A 14,421-nucleotide genomic window follows, 5' to 3' on the forward strand; every position below is an offset into this window, starting at 1 on the left:
TCATGACCGGCGTCACTGTTGATAACGGTTATCAGGTGCGGTTACGCTCCCGCGGTCCCCCGCCGCACAGTGATCGGTTCGCTCATGGTTGTTCGTCCGCGCTCGGCCGCGTCGTCGGTCGAGCGTGACCGCAAGGTGTTCCTCCGCCGGTCACGGTTGACGCAGAGGGTGACGGTCGCGGTGCTCGGGCTCGCGATCCCGGTGCTGCTGGTCGTCTCCGGCTCGATCGGCACGGTCGAGGTCGGCCTGGCGGACGCGGGGCGGATCGTGGTCGGGCACCTGGCGCCGGGCATGCCGTGGATGTCGGACGGCAGCCTGACCGTGCTGCAGGACCAGGCGGTGTGGCAGTTCCGGCTGCCCCGCGCGCTGCTGGCCGGGTTGGCGGGCGCGGGGCTGGCGTTGGCCGGCGCGATCATGCAGGTGATCGTGCGCAACCCGTTGGCCGAGCCCTACCTGCTCGGGGTGTCGTCGGGGGCGGGGGTCGGCGCGGTCCTGGTGATCACGCTCGGCTCGGCCGCCGTCGGCGGTCTGCCGCTGGGCGCGGCGGCGTTCGCCGGGTCGTTGGTGGCCTGCGCGTGCGTCGCGCTGACCGCCCGGCACCGCGGCGTGCTGTCGCCGACCAGGATGATCCTCTCCGGGGTGGCCCTCGGTTCGCTGTTCAGCGCGGTCACGAGCTACCTGACGTTGACGACCGAGGCGCAGAACGTGTTCAGCGTCCTGTTCTTCCTGCTGGGCAGCGTGTCCGCGGCGTCGATGGGCTCGCTCGTGGTGCCCGCGGCGGCGTTCGTGGTGGCCTGCGCGGTCGTCGGGTTCCGGACACGGGCGATGAACGCGCTGCTGACCGGTGACGAGTCGGCGACCGCATTGGGCGTGGACGTGAACCGGCTGCGCGCCGTCCTCCTGGTGACCGCGGCCCTGCTGACCGGGTCGATCGTGTCGGTGAGCGGGGGCATCGGCTTCGTCGGCCTGGTGGTGCCGCACGTGGCGCGCATCCTGGTCGGCGCGGACCACCGGCGGATGCTGCCGGTGGCGGTGCTCGGCGGCGCGGCGTTCCTGATGGTCGCCGACCTGTTGTCGCGCACGGTCGCCGCACCCGCCGAGGTGCCGATCGGCATCCTCACCGCGGTCGTCGGCGCGCCGTTCTTCCTGTGGCTGATGCGCCGGGACACGGCGGCCCAGGCGGGACTCGACCGATGAGGGTGCGCTTCGACCGCGTCAGCGTCGCCCTCGGCGGCCGGGACGTGCTGCGGGACGTGGACGTCGAGATCCGCCCCGGCCGGTTCCTCGGGCTGGTGGGCCCCAACGGCAGCGGCAAGTCCACGCTGCTCCGCACCCTCTACCGGGCCGTCGCGCCGTCGTCGGGCCGGGTGCTGCTGGACGGGCGGGACGTGTGGCGCACCGACCGCCGGGAGGTCGCGCGGTCGGTGGCGGTGATGACCCAGGAGACCTCGACCGAGTTCGACCTGACCGTGCTGGACGCCGTGCTGCTGGCCAGGGTGCCGTTCCAGCGCGGGTTCGGCCGCGACACCGACGCCGACCTCGACCTGGCGTGGACGGCGCTGACCCGGGTCGGCGCCGCCGACGTCGCCGACCGGCCCATCGGCCGGCTGTCCGGCGGGCAGCGGCAGCGGGTGATGCTGGCCCGCGCGCTCGCCGCGGACGCACCCGTCCTCGTGCTGGACGAGCCGACCAACCACCTCGACATCGCCTTCCAGCTCGAGCTGATGCGGATCGCGACCGACCTCGACCGCACGATCATCGCGGCGCTGCACGACCTCAACCTCGCCGCGACCCACTGCGACGACATCGCCGTGCTCGACGGGGGCCGCCTCGTCGCCGCCGGCCCACCGGCCGAGGCGCTCGCGCCGCGCGTGGTCGAAGACGTGTTCCGGGTCGCCGTCGACCAGCTCACGCACCCGCGCACCGGCCGTCCCCTCCTGGTCTTCGACCACCCCAGCGGTCACCCCGAGCACGGAGATGAGATCCATGCGTAGAACACCGTCCCTGATCGCGCTCGGCGTCGGCGCCGCGCTGGTCGCCGGCTGCGGCTCCGCGGTCACCCCCACCACGGCCACGAGCGCCGCCGGCCAGGCGGTCACGATCACCAACTGCGGCCGGGAGGTCACCGTCCCGGGCGTGCCGAAGGCGGCGGTCGGGCTGAGCCCGTCGCAGACGGAGCTGCTGGTGCGGTTGGGCTTGGCGGACTCGCTGGTCGGGCAGGCGCAGACGGCCACCGCGCCGCTGCCCGACGACGTGGCGGGCCTGGCCGCCGACGTGCCGGTGCTGAGCGAGTCCGGGCCGCCGAGCCGCGAGCGGTTGCTGGACGCGCGGCCGGACTTCGTGTTCTCGCCGACCATGTACGAGTTCACCGCCGAGCAGGGCTTCGCGAGCTTGGAGCAGCTGGGCCAGGCCGGTGTCGCGGCGTACGTCGCCACGGGCGGGTGCGCCGAGCGGCGGATGAGCGGCACGGTCGAGGACGTCTTCACCGACCTGGAGAACCTCGGCGAGGTGTTCGCCGCGTCCGACCGGGCCCGGCCCCTGGTGGAGAAGGGCAAGGCCGACCTGGCCGCGGTGGACACCGCCCTCGCGGGCCGCGCCAAGCCGACCGTCGCCCAGGTGTACCTGGAGGGCGCGACCGTGACGGCGATCGGCGCGGGCATCGAGTACGACATCATCCGCCGGGCGGGCGGGGACAACGTGTTCTCGCCGCAGGACCCGCAGTTCGCCAAGTTCTTCGCCGCGCAGATCACGCCCGAGGCGCTCGCCGCGGCGAACCCGGACGCGCTCGTGTTCGCGGTCAACGGACCCGAGCACGAGCGGACGACCGTGGAGTACCTGAACCGCACGTTCCCGGACATGACGGCCGTGCGCGAGCGGCGGCTGATCGCGATCGACGCCGCCGACACCTACCCGGGCACGCTCGGGAACGTCGCCGTGGTGCGGGAGATCGCGGAGCGGCTGCACCCGGACGCCTTCACCCCGTGATCCACCGCAGGCTCCTGCACCTGGCCGGCGTCGTCGCCGGGCCGATCGCGCTGCTCGCCGTGCTGTCGGCGCTGGTGTCGGCGTGCCACGTCGCCGGAGCCGTCCTGACGGCGGCCGTCCTCGCCGACCTCGTCGGCGGGGACGGGGCCGCCGCCGCGCCGCTGATCGCGGCGCTGGTCGGCGTCGTCGCGGTGCGGGCGGCCCTGCTGTGGCTGCGGGAGGTCGCCGCCGCCAGGTTCGGCATCGCCATCCGCACCCGGTTGCGCGGCGAGCTGCTGCGCCGCATCACCTCGCTCGGGCCGGCGTGGGCGCAGGGCGAGCGGTCCGGCGCGATCACGCACACCGTCGTGGACGGTGTCGAAGCCCTCGACGCCTACTACAGCCGCTACCTGCCGCAGCTGCTGGTGACCTGCGTCGTGCCCGCCGCCGTCGCCGGGTGGCTGTTCACCGTCTCCGTGCCGGCCGCCTCGGTCCTCGCCGGGTCGGTGCTGTGCGCGGTGGTGGTGCCCCGCTTCTGGGACGCCCGGCTGCTCCGGACGGGACGGACCCGTTGGCGCGCCTACGAGAAGCTCGCCGCGGACTACCTGGAGGCGACGCAGGCGATCGGCGTGCTGCGCGTGTTCGGTGCGGGCCGGCGGACCGGGGACGCGCTCGCCCGGCGCGGCGAGGAGCTGCACGGCTCCACGATGACGCAGTTGCGGGTCTCGCTCGTGGAGTCCGCCGTCAGCGCGCTCGCGTTGCACCTGGGCACGGTCGCCACCATCGTCGTCGCCTGCGCGGGTGTCCTCGGCGGTGGCGGGCCCGCCGGGTCCGTGCTGCTGTTCCTGCTGTGCGCCAGGGAGTGCTTCCGGCCGGTGCTGGACCTGTCCGCCCACTGGCACCTCGGTTACCAGGGGCTCGGCGCGGTCGAGGGCATCGACGAGATCCTCACCGCGCCCCCGGCCGTCGCGGACACCGGCACGCGCACCGAGCCCGCCCGACCGGGCGCCGGGCTCGTGCTGCGGCAGGTCGGCTACCGGTACCCGAACGGGGCCGGTGTCGCCGACGTCGACTTCGAGTGCCGGCCGGGGAGCGTCACCGGGATCGTCGGCCCGTCGGGCGCGGGCAAGAGCACGCTCGCCCGGCTCGTCGTGCGGCACGTCGACCCGCGGCACGGGACGATCGAGCTCGACGGGACCCCGATCACCGACTACACGCTCGCCGCGCTGCGCGCGAGCATCGGGGTCGTCGGCCAGCACACCTACCTGTTCCACGGCACCGTGGCGGAGAACCTGCGCCTCGCCCGGCCCGACGCCACGCCGGCGGAGGTGCGTGCCGCCGCGCACGTCGCGGACGCCCTCGACTTCATCGAGGCGCTCCCCCACGGCTTCGACACCGAGCTCACCGAGAACGGCGCCCGGCTCTCCGGCGGCCAGCGGCAGCGGCTGGCCATCGCCAGGGCGGTGCTCGCCGCGACACCCGTGCTGCTGCTGGACGAGGCGACCTCCGCGCTGGACGTCGACACCGAGGAGCGCGTCCTGACCCGGCTCGCCGAGCACTGCGCCGGCACGACCCGGATCGTCATCGCGCACCGCGAGAGCGCCCTGCGCGACGCCGACGCGATCGTCACCGTCGAGTCCGGCCGCGTCGCCGCCATCACGTCGCCGGCGGCCCCGCGATGAGCGGCCCGCTCCGGCGCCTCCTGCCGGTCGTCGCCGAGCGACGGGCCACGTTCGGCTGGACCATCGCGGCCAACGCCGTCGCCCAGCTCGGCGCGCTGGGCACGGCGGTGGGCGGCACGTGGCTCGCCGGCCGGACCGCCGCGACCGGCGACGCGCCGCTGCTGCCCGCGGCCGTCGTCCTGGCCGGTGTCGCGGTGCTGACCGCGGTGATGACGTGGCGCGAGTCGTGGGTCTCGCACGACCTGGCCTACCGGTTGATCGGCGCGCTGCGCGCCCGCGTGTTCGACCGCCTCCGGGTGAGCCTGCCCGATCGCCGCACGCCCCGGCGCGGCGGCGACCTGGCCTCCGTCGCCTTCGCCGACGTCGACCGCCTCGAATGGCTCTACGCGCACACCGCGGCCCAGGCGCTCACCTCCGCCCTGCTCGTCGTGGCCACCACCGCGCTGTCGCTGCTCGTGACGCCGTGGCTGCTGCTGGTGTGGGTGCCGTTCGTGGTCGTGACGGCGGCGTTGCCCTGGCTGTTCGGGCGGGTGGGCGCCCGGCAGGGCGTCGAGCTGACCGAGGCCGCCGCCGCGCTCAACGCCGAGCTGGTCGACACCGTGCGCGGGTTGGACGAGCTCAGCGCCGCCGGGGCGCTGGACCGCCGAACCGCCGCGCTCGACCGGCACACCGGCGTGCTGACCGCCGTGCAGGCTCGGATCGGCTCCCGGACGGGGGTGGAACGCGCGGTCACGGACGCCGCGCTGTCCCTCAGCGCGATCGGGGCGCTCGCGGTCTGCGCGGTGAACCTCGACGCCGTGGGCCGGGTGCTCGCCCCGGTCGCCATGGTGCTGGCCACCGCCGCGCTCGGTCCCGTCGCGCAGATCTCCGACCTGCTGCGCAACCTCGGCACGCTGCGCGCGGCGGGCAGGCGCATCGTCGACGTCCTGGACCGGCGACCGGTCGTCCGCGAAGCCGTCGCGCCACGGCGACTGCCGCCACGTGCCGCCTCGACCGGTCTCGTGTTCGACCGCGTGACGTTCCGGTACGGCGACGGGCCGCCCGCGTTGCGGGAGGTGTCGTTCACCGTCCGCCCCGGCGAGCGGGTCGCGCTCACCGGGCCGTCCGGCGCGGGGAAGACCACCTGCGCGCTGCTGGCCGTGCGGATGTGGGACCCCGACGCCGGCCGCGTCACGCTCGACGGCGTCGACCTCGCCGACCTGGCCGACGACGAGCTGCGGGGTGCGATCAGCGCCGTGCCGCAGGACCCGGGGCTGCTCGCCGGGACGATCGCGACCAACATCCGGCTCGGCCGCCCCGACGCCGGCGACCTCGACGTCGAGCGGGCGGCGCGACGGGCGGGCATCCTCGACCCCGGCGCCGGTTTCCCCGCCGGGCTCGACACGACCGTCGGCGAGTCCGGGGCCGGGCTGTCGGGCGGTCAGCGGGCACGGGTCGCCGTCGCCCGGGCCCTGCTGACCGAACCGCGCGTGCTCGTCCTGGACGAGGCGACCGCCAACCTCGACGCGGACGCCGACGCGGCCATCACCACCGCCCTCACCTCGACCGGCGACGACGTGGGCATCCTCGTCATCGCCCACCGCCCCACCACCCTCGCCCGCTGCGACCGCACGGTGCGCCTGGAGGAAGGCCGGCTCATCGACTGAGCCGACCGCTCCCGATCCCGGGTCGCAGGCCTCGGATCGCTCGCGCGGCTCGCGATGGCAGGGCGGCGTCGCTCGGCGCGGGGTTGCGGGTCGTGATGGCAGGGTGGCGTTGCCGGGCGCGGGTTGCGGCTCGCCGGGGCGGGGGCGTCGCTCGGCGCGGGGCTGCGGCTCGCGATGGCAGGGTTGCGTTGCCGGGCGCGGGTTGCGGCTCCCGAGGCAGGGCCGCGTCGCTCAGCGCGAGGTTGCGGGTCGTGATGGCAGGGTGGCGTTGCCGGGCGCGGGTTGCGGGTCGCCGCGGCAGGGGCGTCCGGAGGCTCAGCTCGGGCGGTTGCCCGTCCCGACCAGCGCACGGGCGCGCAGTGTGGTCGTCGTGGCCATCAGTTCGCGGTAGCGGGTGTGGACGGCGGACACGACCGGGGCGTCCAGACCGTCGAGAGCGGCCCGGATGCCCGAGCCCATCACGAAGCTCCACGCCGAGTCCGGGGTGAGGGGGATGTCCCGCTCCACCGACCGCACGTCGACCCCGCCCAATCCGAGGCCGCTCAACCACCCGGCCAGCTTCTCCCCGGTGTCCACGCGCGCGGCACGCTCCGCCGACGCCGGGCGGTCGAGCGTCCGCCCCGTCCGCTCGGTGAGCGCCTGGACCAGCGGACCCACCACGTCGTCCACGCTGCCCTGCCGCCACGTCGTCACGCCGAACGCGCCGCCGGGCCGGAGCAGGCCGACCAGGTGCGCGGCGGCCGCGTCCATGTCCGGCAGGAAGAAGATGCCGAAGACGCACTGCACCCGGTCGTAGGGCAGACCGTCCACAGAGGTCCACCGGGACGCGTCGGCGTGGTGGAACCGCAGCTGCGGCAACCCTTCGGCGCGTCGGATGCCCTGGTCGAGCAGCTCGCGCGCGAGGTCGACCGCGTCGACGAGCCCTTCGACGCCGACCGCCCGCGCCGCCGGGATGGCCGACGAACCCGACCCGCAGCACACGTCGAGCACTCGTCCACCCGGTCGTGGCGGCGCGGCCTCGACGGTCGCGGCGCCGATCGGGTCCCACAGCAGCGGCGTCCACTCGGCGAACTCGGCACTGCCGTGGTCGAACGCCTCGACCACGGCCGGGATCGACTCAGCCATCCAGTCCTCGCCGTCGGGATCGGGTGAGCAGCAGCAGTGCCGCGCCACCGGTGAGCAGTAGTGCGCCGACCGTCGACACAGTACCCAGCGATCCGGCGCCGGTGTTGGCGAGCCGCGAGCCGCCCGCCGCCGCCGGGGTGGTCGTGGTCGGCGGCACGGTGCCGGCCGGACTGGTCGTGGTCGGTGACGTGGTGCCGGTGGGAGCCGCGCAGTCACGGCCGAGCGCGGTGGCCGGGTCGACGTCGCCGACCGCGATGGTGAACTCGTCGGTGTCCACCACGCGCTGCCCGCCGGCGGGCGTGACGGCGACCTCGACCGTGATCCGGTAGACGCCCTCCCGGCCGAACGCCCAGTTGGCGTGCGCGTGGGTGCCCGGCGCGACGGTCACCGCGTCGGGCAGGCCGTCACCGGAGTTCGCCAGCACGGTCGGCGTCAGGCCGGTCAGGAACAACGCGAACCGGCCGGGTCCGTCCACCGCGGACAACGTGATGGTGACGTCGCCGTGCTCGGGCCGCAGCGCCTCGGTGTTCCAGCCGGCCCAGACGATGCCGGGGATCTGCGTCTGCGGGATGAGCCACACCGGCTGCCCGGCGTCGCCGAGGAACGCGTAGGCGGGATCGGCGGGGATGGTGTTGCGGGCTCGGGGGACGAGGTGCACGACCACGTCCGCGGGATCGCGCCAGACCGCCTTGTCCGGCCCCGCGGTGCCGTCCTTGACCCGGGTGCGCAGGACGCCGTCCACGAGACCCGGCGCGATGAGGTCGACGTGCCCGTCATCGAGGACCACGCACGGCGTCGGCGCACCAGTGGTGGTGGTCGTCGTCGTGGCACCGGCAGTCGTCGTGGTTGTTGTTGTTGTTGTGGTCGTTGTCGTCGTAGTAGTAGTGGGCTCCCCCGCGCCCGGAACCACGGTGGTCGGGTCGATCTCGCCGACCGCGATGGCGTAGGTCGCGGTGTCGCGCAACGGTTCGCCGGTCGGGGTGGTGGCTTCGAGGGCGAAGGTGAGTCGGTAGACGCCCTCGGCGGCGAACGTCCAGTTGGCGTGCGCGTGCGTGCCGAGCTCCACCGGGTGCTGCTGGGGCAGGGGGTTGGCCGTGTCGAAGACGCGCGGCAGCGGCTCGCCGAACGACCCGCTCTGGAACACGGTCACCGCACCCGGCGGCGCGCTGCCCGGCAGGTCGCCGCCGATCGCGTCGAGGGTCCAGCGCACCGAGCCGGGCACGACCTGGTCCGCGGTCAGGGACTCGGTGTTCCAGCCGAGCCAGACCAGGTTGGGGTCCTGCACTTCGGGGCTGACCCAGATGTCGCTGCCCGCCGGACCGAGGAACGCGTACTCGGGCCGGTCCGGCACCTGGATGCGGGCCTCGGGCTTCACGTGCGTCACGACCGTCGCCGGGTCGCGCAGCACGGGCGGGTCGACGGTGCCGTCCTTGACCCGGATGGCCAGCTCCCCGTCCACGACGGAGCCGGCCACGAGGTCGACGTGGCCCTGGTCGACCACGGTCGTGGCGTCCTGGGCCGAGGCCGGGAGGATGGACGCGCCGGCGAGCAGCGTGAGGGACGCGGCGACGAGCGCGAGGCCACGGCGGTGGTGCGTGGTCACGAGGACTCCTTGGCTGGACGGCGGCGGGTGACGACCAGCACGAGCACACCCGTGGTGAGCAGGGCCAGGGCCAGCGCGGTGGCGGCGGGCGCCTCGGCGGGACCGGTCGAGGCGAGCTGCGTCGGCCGCCTGCCGTCGGGAGTGGTGTTGCCGGTGTCCGCGGTGCCGGTGGACTGGGCGTCGCCGACGACGAAGGTGTAGCTCGCGGTGTCGGTCAGCGGGCTGCCGTCGGGCCGGGCCGCCGACACGCTGAAGTCCAGCCGGTAGCGGCCGGGCTTGCCGAACGCCCAGTTCGCGTGCGCGTGCGTGCCGAGCGCGACGGTGTGGGTGTCGGGCAGGCCGTCGGTGCTGTTGAAGATCAGCGTCGGAGCGCCGAACGAGCCCGTGGTGAACAGCCCGAACGGGCCGGGACCGTCCACCCCCGTGAGCGTCCACGTGACCGGTCCGCCGACGTCCGCCGGTCGCAGTTCCTCGGTGGACCAGCCGATCCAGAGGATGCCCGGCTGCTCCTGCTGCGGCAGCAGGTGGATCTGCCCGCCCGCCGCGCCGAGGAACGACAGCGCGGGGATCGCGGGCAACGCGGTGCGCGCGGCGTCGGTGATCCGGAACTCGACGTCGGCCGGTTCGCGCCACGTGACCGCGCCGATCGTGCTGCCGTCCTTCACGTGCACGCTCAACCCGTCGCCGACGAGCCTGGGCGCCAGGGCGTCGACGTGCCCGCGGTCGAGCGTGACCTTGCCGGTCGCGGTGGGCGGCTGCCCCGCGGCGGCGACCTCCGGCACGACCTGTGGCACGACCTCCGGCAGGGCTTCCGGCACTGCGCGTCCGACCCGGGGCACGACGGCGGGCTCCGCCGCCGCGCGGTTGTCGGCCGGGAGCGCGGGCGCGCCCACCTCCACCGCGTAGACGCGCTCGGCGTGGAGGGGACTGCCGTCGAGCAGGTGCGCGTCCGCGTCGAGCCGGACCGTGTGCCGACCCGGCGCGGTGAACTCCCAGTCCGCGATCCCGGTGGTGGCCACCGGCACGGTCACCGGCTCCGACCCGGTCCGCCCCGGGCCATCGAGCACGACCGCGCGCAGCCGCACCACGTCGCCGAACGCGACGCCGGGCGCGATCGCCGTGGTGTCCCACCGCAGGCCGACCCGCCCGTCCACCGCCGCGACGGTGTCGACGCCCGCCGCGAGGTCCAAGGCACCTTCGCGGACGCTCAGCACCGCCGACGCCTGACCGGGCACGGCGAACGCCGGCGCAGCGAGCACGAGCAGCGCACCGGCCACCCCGCCCACCGCCAGGGCACGGACCGCGATCACGACGACACCTCCGCGGGAACCGGGGTGGCCGCCGTCGAACGGCGGCCACGGGGACGGGTGAGCAGGCCGTGCCGCGGCGCGAACAGCCAGCACAGCACGAAGACGCCGGTGAGGGTGAGCACGATGAGCCCGCCCGCGGCGAGGTCGAAGGCGTAGGAGAGGTAGAGGCCGAGCACGCTGCCGCCGGCGCCGATGGCCGGTGCGAGCAGCATCATCACGCCCAACCGGTCGGTGAGCAGGCGGGCCGCGGCGGCGGGCGTCACGAGCAGCGCCAGCACGAGCACGTTGCCGACGGCCTGCAAGGAGATCACGATCGCCAGCGTCACCATCACGTACAGCGCGATGTCGAGCCAGAACACCGGCAGGCCGACCGCGCGGGCCTGCTCGCGGTCCAGGCTCGCGGCGACCAGCCTGCCGTTGAGCAGCGCGGTGGCCAGCAGCAGGACCGCGCCGATCACCGCGACCGACACCACGTCGCCGTCGCTGATGCCGAGGATCGACCCGAACAGGAACGACTCCAGCGACCCGCCGTAGCCCGGCGCCGCGCTGAGGATCACGATGCCCAGGCCGAAGGCCGCGGCGAAGAAGATCCCGATGACCGAGTCCTCCTTGAGCCTGCGGTTCTGCGCGACCACCGCGATGAGCAGCGCGGTGATCACGCCCGCGACCGCGCCGCCGACCACCAGGTTGGCGCCGAGCACGAACGCCACCGCGATGCCGGGGAACACGGCGTGCGCGACCGCGTCGCCGATGAACGCCATGCCGCGCAGCACGACGTGCCCGCCGACGACGCCGCACACCAGGCCGGACAGCAGCGCCACCAGCAGGGCACGCCGCCAGAAGTCGTACTCCCACGGCGCGGCCAGCGCGTCGAGGACGGCGCTCATCGCCTCACCCCCAGGGATCGGAGCAGCTGTTCGGCGTGGTCCAGGCCGAAGGTGCGCAGCCAGATGTCGGTGTCGGCGAGCGCGGCCGGCTCGCCGTCGGCCACGACCGTGCGGTTGAGCAGGCACAACCGCGTGCACAACGTGGTCGCGGCGGCGAGGTCGTGGGTGGTCATGAGCACGGCGACCCCTTCGTCGCGCAGGTCGGTGAGCAGCCGGCCGAGCAGTTCCTGGGTCGGCGCGTCGATGCCGGTGAACGGCTCGTCCAGCAGCAGCACGCGGGGACGCAGGGCCAACGCCCGCGCGACCAGCACGCGCTGCCGCTGGCCGCCGGACAGCTCGCCGACGGGACGCGACCGGAGGTCGTCCATGCCCACGCGCGTGATGGCGTCGTCCACCGCCGCCCGGTCCGCCGCGGTCCGCCGGCCGAACAGGCCGGTCAGGTGGGTGCGACCGGTGGCGACCGCCTTCGCGACCGAGATCGGGAAGTCCCAGGCGAACTCGTGGCGCTGCGGCACGTAGCCGACCGCGCCCCGGGCCTGCCGGGCGGTGCGGCCGTGCACCGCGACCGTGCCCCGGTGTGGTGGCAGCAGGCCCAACGCGGTGCGCAGGAGCGTCGTCTTGCCCGCGCCGTTGGGGCCGATCAGCCCGACCAGCTCGCCGGCGCGGAGGTCGAAGTCCACTGAGGACAGCACTTCCCGCCCGCCCAGCTGCACGGCCAGGTCGCGGATGCGCAGGATCGGTTCGGTCATCGCTCTCCCCTCCGACGACGCAGGACCACGGCCACGAGGACGGCCACCACGAGCAGCGCGCCGCCGCCCAGGCCGACCCACGTCCACGACCGGTCGCTCGCCGGTTCGGGTTCCGCACGCGGCTCCGGCTCCGGCTTCGCTTCCGCTTCCGCCACGTCAAAGGCAGATCGCGGGTCGGTGGCGTCGCCGACGTGCACGCGCAGGACCCTCCGGTCGGCCACCTGCGCGCGTTCCTTCGTGGTCGCGGCCATCTCCACGTCGAGCAGGTAGGTGCCCGGCGCGCCGAACACCCAGTTGCCGTGCACGTGGGTGCCCGCCTCGATGCCCGTCTCCTGCGGCGCAGGCTCGGCGCTGCTGAAGATCGTGGTCGGCGCGCCGAAGTTGCCGCTGAGGAACAGCACGAACCGGCCGGGGCCGCGCACGCCGTGCAGGCGCCAGGTGACCTCGCGCTCGACCGCCGCGGTGACCTCCGGGTCCTGGGTGTTCCAGCCGGGCCACACCACGCCGTCCTGCTCGACCTGCGGCAGCACCCAGATCGGGCCGCCCCGGTCGCCGAGGAAGTCGTACGCCGGGTCGTCCGGGACGGTGGTGCGGGCCGTGTCGGCCACGTGCAGCACGACGTCCGACAGCGCGCGCCACTGCGGCGCGTCACCGGTGTCGTCACGCAGCTGCACGGTCCACCGGCCGTCCACGAAGCGCGGCCCGAGGTCCACGTGGCCGTCCGAGACGACCACCTGCTCGGCGGCGTGCGCGACGGCGACCGGCTGGACGGTCACGAGCACGGCTAGCAGCGCGAGCAACCGCGTCAGGCGAGGCATCGGACCGCCTCGTCCGCGTTGTGCCGCATCATGTCCACGTAGTTGCCGACCTTGTCGTCGAACGCGTCCCCGTAGAGCAGGCACACGTCGATCGACTGGTCCCGGGCCACCTGGCTCAGCACCGAAGCGCGCTGCGCGAGGTTGGGCTCCATGAACACCGCCGGCACCTTCAGGTTCCGCACCGTCTCCGACAACTTGCGCACGTCCTCCACGCTCGGTTCCTGCGCCGGGTTGGGCACCACGAAGCCCGCGACGGTCAACCCGTAGGCGGCGGCGAAGTAGCCGAAGCCGTCGTGGGTGGTGACCAGGTGCCGGTGCTCGGGCGACACGCGGGCGACGGTCTCGCGCACGTAGCCGTCCAGCTCGTCGAGCCGGTCGAGGTACGCGCGGGCGTTGCGGTCGTAGACCTCGGCCCCGTCCGGGTCCGCGGTGCGCAACGTGTCCCGCACGACCTCGACGTAGGCGCGCGCGTTGCGCACGTCCTGCCACAGGTGCGGGTCGATCTCGCCGTGCACGTGCTTGCCCAGCACAGCCTGCGGCAGCTGGTGCACCGAGCCGCCGGGCGCGCCGAGGAAGGCGAACCGCGGGTCGTCCGGGATGGTGGCGATGGCCTTGTTGGGCACCTCGATCACCGCGTCGGCCGCCGGGACGACCTGCCGCTGGTTCGCGCCGCCCGTCGCGTCGTTGAGCGTGTAGAGCTCGCCGGTGTCGAGGTCGACGGTGAGGTCGGTGTGCCCCTCGTTCAGCACGGTGCCCGCCACGCCGGTCGGGTCGACGCCCACGGCGAAGGTGAACGTGCTCTCCCCCAACGGGATCGGCGCGCTCGCGCCGCCGTTGAGCAGGGTCGCGGCGAGCGTCAGCCGGTAGACGCCGGGCCGGGTGAACGCCCAGTTGAGGTGCGTGTGCGCGGCCGGCGGCAGGGTCGTGGCGTCCACTTCGGACAGCTCGTCCGCGGAGTTGAAGTACACCACCGGTTTGCCCAACGCCTCGGTCAGGTACAGGACCAGCTCGCCCGGCCCGTCCAGCGCGGTCGCCGCCAGGCGGACCTCCGAGGACCGGGTGGCGCCCTTGTGCTTGCCGTCGCCGCGCACCCGCAGCCCCAGCCAGAGCACGTCCAGGCCGATGTTCTCCACCAGCGGGATCACGTGCGCGCCGTAGGTCTCCGACACCTCGGCCAGCGAGACGTTGGGCGTGCCTTCCCGCACGTTGGCGTCGATGGCCTTGATCAGGCGCTGCTCCTCCAGCAGGAGGTGGTTGGTGAACGTGACGTCGGCCCGCGTGACCTTCTTGGCGTCGGCGGGCACGGGCTCGTAGGAGTGCGGGTCGCCGCCGGGCGGCACGAGCGAGTCGACCCGGACGCGCTCGCCGCCGACGTTGCGCACGAGGTCGGCCAGGATCTCGGTGGTCGTGACCACCGACACCCCGTCCGCCGCACCGCCGCCGGCGGCCGAGCAGGCGGTCAGCACGGCGACCGAGAACGCCGCGATGGCGCGCGGGAACGCACGCACGTGCATGGGTTTTTCCTCCAGACGGACGCCGGTCGACCGGCGTGGCACCGCGAACCTAATACGAACGACAACCGTTTTCAATAGGCCGGGCGGCCCAGTCGATCACCGACCGTTCAGCCCTAACGGAAA

The 14,421-nt window shown here is 74.4% G+C and carries 12 protein-coding genes; 5 read left to right on the forward strand and 7 right to left on the reverse strand.

The window, feature by feature from the left end:
• Positions 1-84: 84 nt before the first annotated feature.
• Genes AB0I91_RS24720 through AB0I91_RS24740 form a run of 5 tightly spaced genes read left to right on the forward strand, consistent with a single transcriptional unit; the run spans position 85 to position 6,292 of the window.
• Positions 85-1,197, forward strand: a complete 1,113-nt coding sequence (locus tag AB0I91_RS24720) for a FecCD family ABC transporter permease (RefSeq protein WP_499639041.1) — start codon at positions 85-87, stop codon at positions 1,195-1,197.
• Positions 1,194-1,994 (forward strand): ABC transporter ATP-binding protein, encoded by an 801-nt coding sequence (locus AB0I91_RS24725; RefSeq protein WP_498778522.1) that lies wholly within the window; start codon positions 1,194-1,196, stop codon positions 1,992-1,994. The genes AB0I91_RS24720 and AB0I91_RS24725 overlap by 4 nt, the downstream gene beginning before the upstream one ends.
• Positions 1,987-2,985, forward strand: coding sequence for an ABC transporter substrate-binding protein (locus tag AB0I91_RS24730; RefSeq protein ID WP_498778523.1), 999 nt, complete (start codon positions 1,987-1,989; stop codon positions 2,983-2,985). The genes AB0I91_RS24725 and AB0I91_RS24730 overlap by 8 nt, the downstream gene beginning before the upstream one ends.
• A complete protein-coding gene (locus AB0I91_RS24735) occupies positions 2,982-4,646 on the forward strand; it encodes an ABC transporter ATP-binding protein/permease (RefSeq protein ID WP_499639043.1) in 1,665 nt (554 codons plus the stop codon). Before AB0I91_RS24730 ends, AB0I91_RS24735 begins: the two co-directional genes overlap by 4 nt.
• Positions 4,643-6,292 (forward strand): ABC transporter ATP-binding protein, encoded by a 1,650-nt coding sequence (locus tag AB0I91_RS24740; RefSeq protein WP_499639045.1) that lies wholly within the window; start codon positions 4,643-4,645, stop codon positions 6,290-6,292. The genes AB0I91_RS24735 and AB0I91_RS24740 overlap by 4 nt, the downstream gene beginning before the upstream one ends.
• A 315-nt stretch (positions 6,293-6,607) precedes the next feature.
• On the opposite strand, the gene AB0I91_RS24745 is transcribed toward AB0I91_RS24740, so the two are convergent.
• From AB0I91_RS24745 to AB0I91_RS24775, 7 genes are read right to left on the reverse strand one after another with little or no spacing between them, the layout of a single operon-like run.
• Positions 6,608-7,417: a class I SAM-dependent methyltransferase gene (locus tag AB0I91_RS24745; RefSeq protein ID WP_499639047.1), complete on the reverse strand. Its 810-nt coding sequence runs from the start codon at positions 7,415-7,417 to the stop codon at positions 6,608-6,610.
• The gene (locus AB0I91_RS24750; protein ID WP_499617771.1) at positions 7,410-9,020 is read right to left on the reverse strand and encodes a choice-of-anchor M domain-containing protein; all 1,611 of its coding nucleotides are present in this window, start codon (positions 9,018-9,020) and stop codon (positions 7,410-7,412) included. Before AB0I91_RS24750 ends, AB0I91_RS24745 begins: the two co-directional genes overlap by 8 nt.
• Complete coding sequence (locus AB0I91_RS24755; protein ID WP_499639049.1) at positions 9,017-10,330, reverse strand: choice-of-anchor M domain-containing protein; 1,314 nt, start codon at positions 10,328-10,330, stop codon at positions 9,017-9,019. Before AB0I91_RS24755 ends, AB0I91_RS24750 begins: the two co-directional genes overlap by 4 nt.
• Entirely contained in the window at positions 10,327-11,217 is an 891-nt protein-coding gene (locus tag AB0I91_RS24760; protein ID WP_498778529.1) for an anchored repeat-type ABC transporter permease subunit, read from the reverse strand. Before AB0I91_RS24760 ends, AB0I91_RS24755 begins: the two co-directional genes overlap by 4 nt.
• The gene (locus tag AB0I91_RS24765; RefSeq protein ID WP_499639051.1) at positions 11,214-11,966 is read right to left on the reverse strand and encodes an anchored repeat-type ABC transporter ATP-binding subunit; all 753 of its coding nucleotides are present in this window, start codon (positions 11,964-11,966) and stop codon (positions 11,214-11,216) included. The genes AB0I91_RS24760 and AB0I91_RS24765 overlap by 4 nt, the downstream gene beginning before the upstream one ends.
• Positions 11,963-12,784, reverse strand: a complete 822-nt coding sequence (locus AB0I91_RS24770; RefSeq protein WP_499639053.1) for a TIGR03773 family transporter-associated surface protein — start codon at positions 12,782-12,784, stop codon at positions 11,963-11,965. The genes AB0I91_RS24765 and AB0I91_RS24770 overlap by 4 nt, the downstream gene beginning before the upstream one ends.
• Positions 12,772-14,298, reverse strand: a complete 1,527-nt coding sequence (locus AB0I91_RS24775) for an anchored repeat ABC transporter, substrate-binding protein (RefSeq protein ID WP_499639055.1) — start codon at positions 14,296-14,298, stop codon at positions 12,772-12,774. Before AB0I91_RS24775 ends, AB0I91_RS24770 begins: the two co-directional genes overlap by 13 nt.
• Between the last annotated feature and the right edge of the window lie 123 nt (positions 14,299-14,421).

The sequence above is a fragment of the Actinosynnema sp. NPDC049800 genome (genome assembly GCF_040656635.1).
Taxonomy (GTDB): domain Bacteria; phylum Actinomycetota; class Actinomycetes; order Mycobacteriales; family Pseudonocardiaceae; genus Actinosynnema.

Coding starts and splice junctions, on each gene's coding strand:
- AB0I91_RS24720 (WP_499639041.1), top strand. CDS start 85: ATGGTTGTTCGTCCGCGCTCGGCCGCGTCGTCGGTCGAGCGTGACCGC.
- AB0I91_RS24725 (WP_498778522.1), top strand. CDS start 1,194: ATGAGGGTGCGCTTCGACCGCGTCAGCGTCGCCCTCGGCGGCCGGGAC.
- AB0I91_RS24730 (WP_498778523.1), top strand. CDS start 1,987: ATGCGTAGAACACCGTCCCTGATCGCGCTCGGCGTCGGCGCCGCGCTG.
- AB0I91_RS24740 (WP_499639045.1), top strand. CDS start 4,643: ATGAGCGGCCCGCTCCGGCGCCTCCTGCCGGTCGTCGCCGAGCGACGG.
- AB0I91_RS24745 (WP_499639047.1), bottom strand. CDS start 7,417: ATGGCTGAGTCGATCCCGGCCGTGGTCGAGGCGTTCGACCACGGCAGT.
- AB0I91_RS24760 (WP_498778529.1), bottom strand. CDS start 11,217: ATGAGCGCCGTCCTCGACGCGCTGGCCGCGCCGTGGGAGTACGACTTC.
- AB0I91_RS24765 (WP_499639051.1), bottom strand. CDS start 11,966: ATGACCGAACCGATCCTGCGCATCCGCGACCTGGCCGTGCAGCTGGGC.
- AB0I91_RS24770 (WP_499639053.1), bottom strand. CDS start 12,784: ATGCCTCGCCTGACGCGGTTGCTCGCGCTGCTAGCCGTGCTCGTGACC.
- AB0I91_RS24775 (WP_499639055.1), bottom strand. CDS start 14,298: ATGCACGTGCGTGCGTTCCCGCGCGCCATCGCGGCGTTCTCGGTCGCC.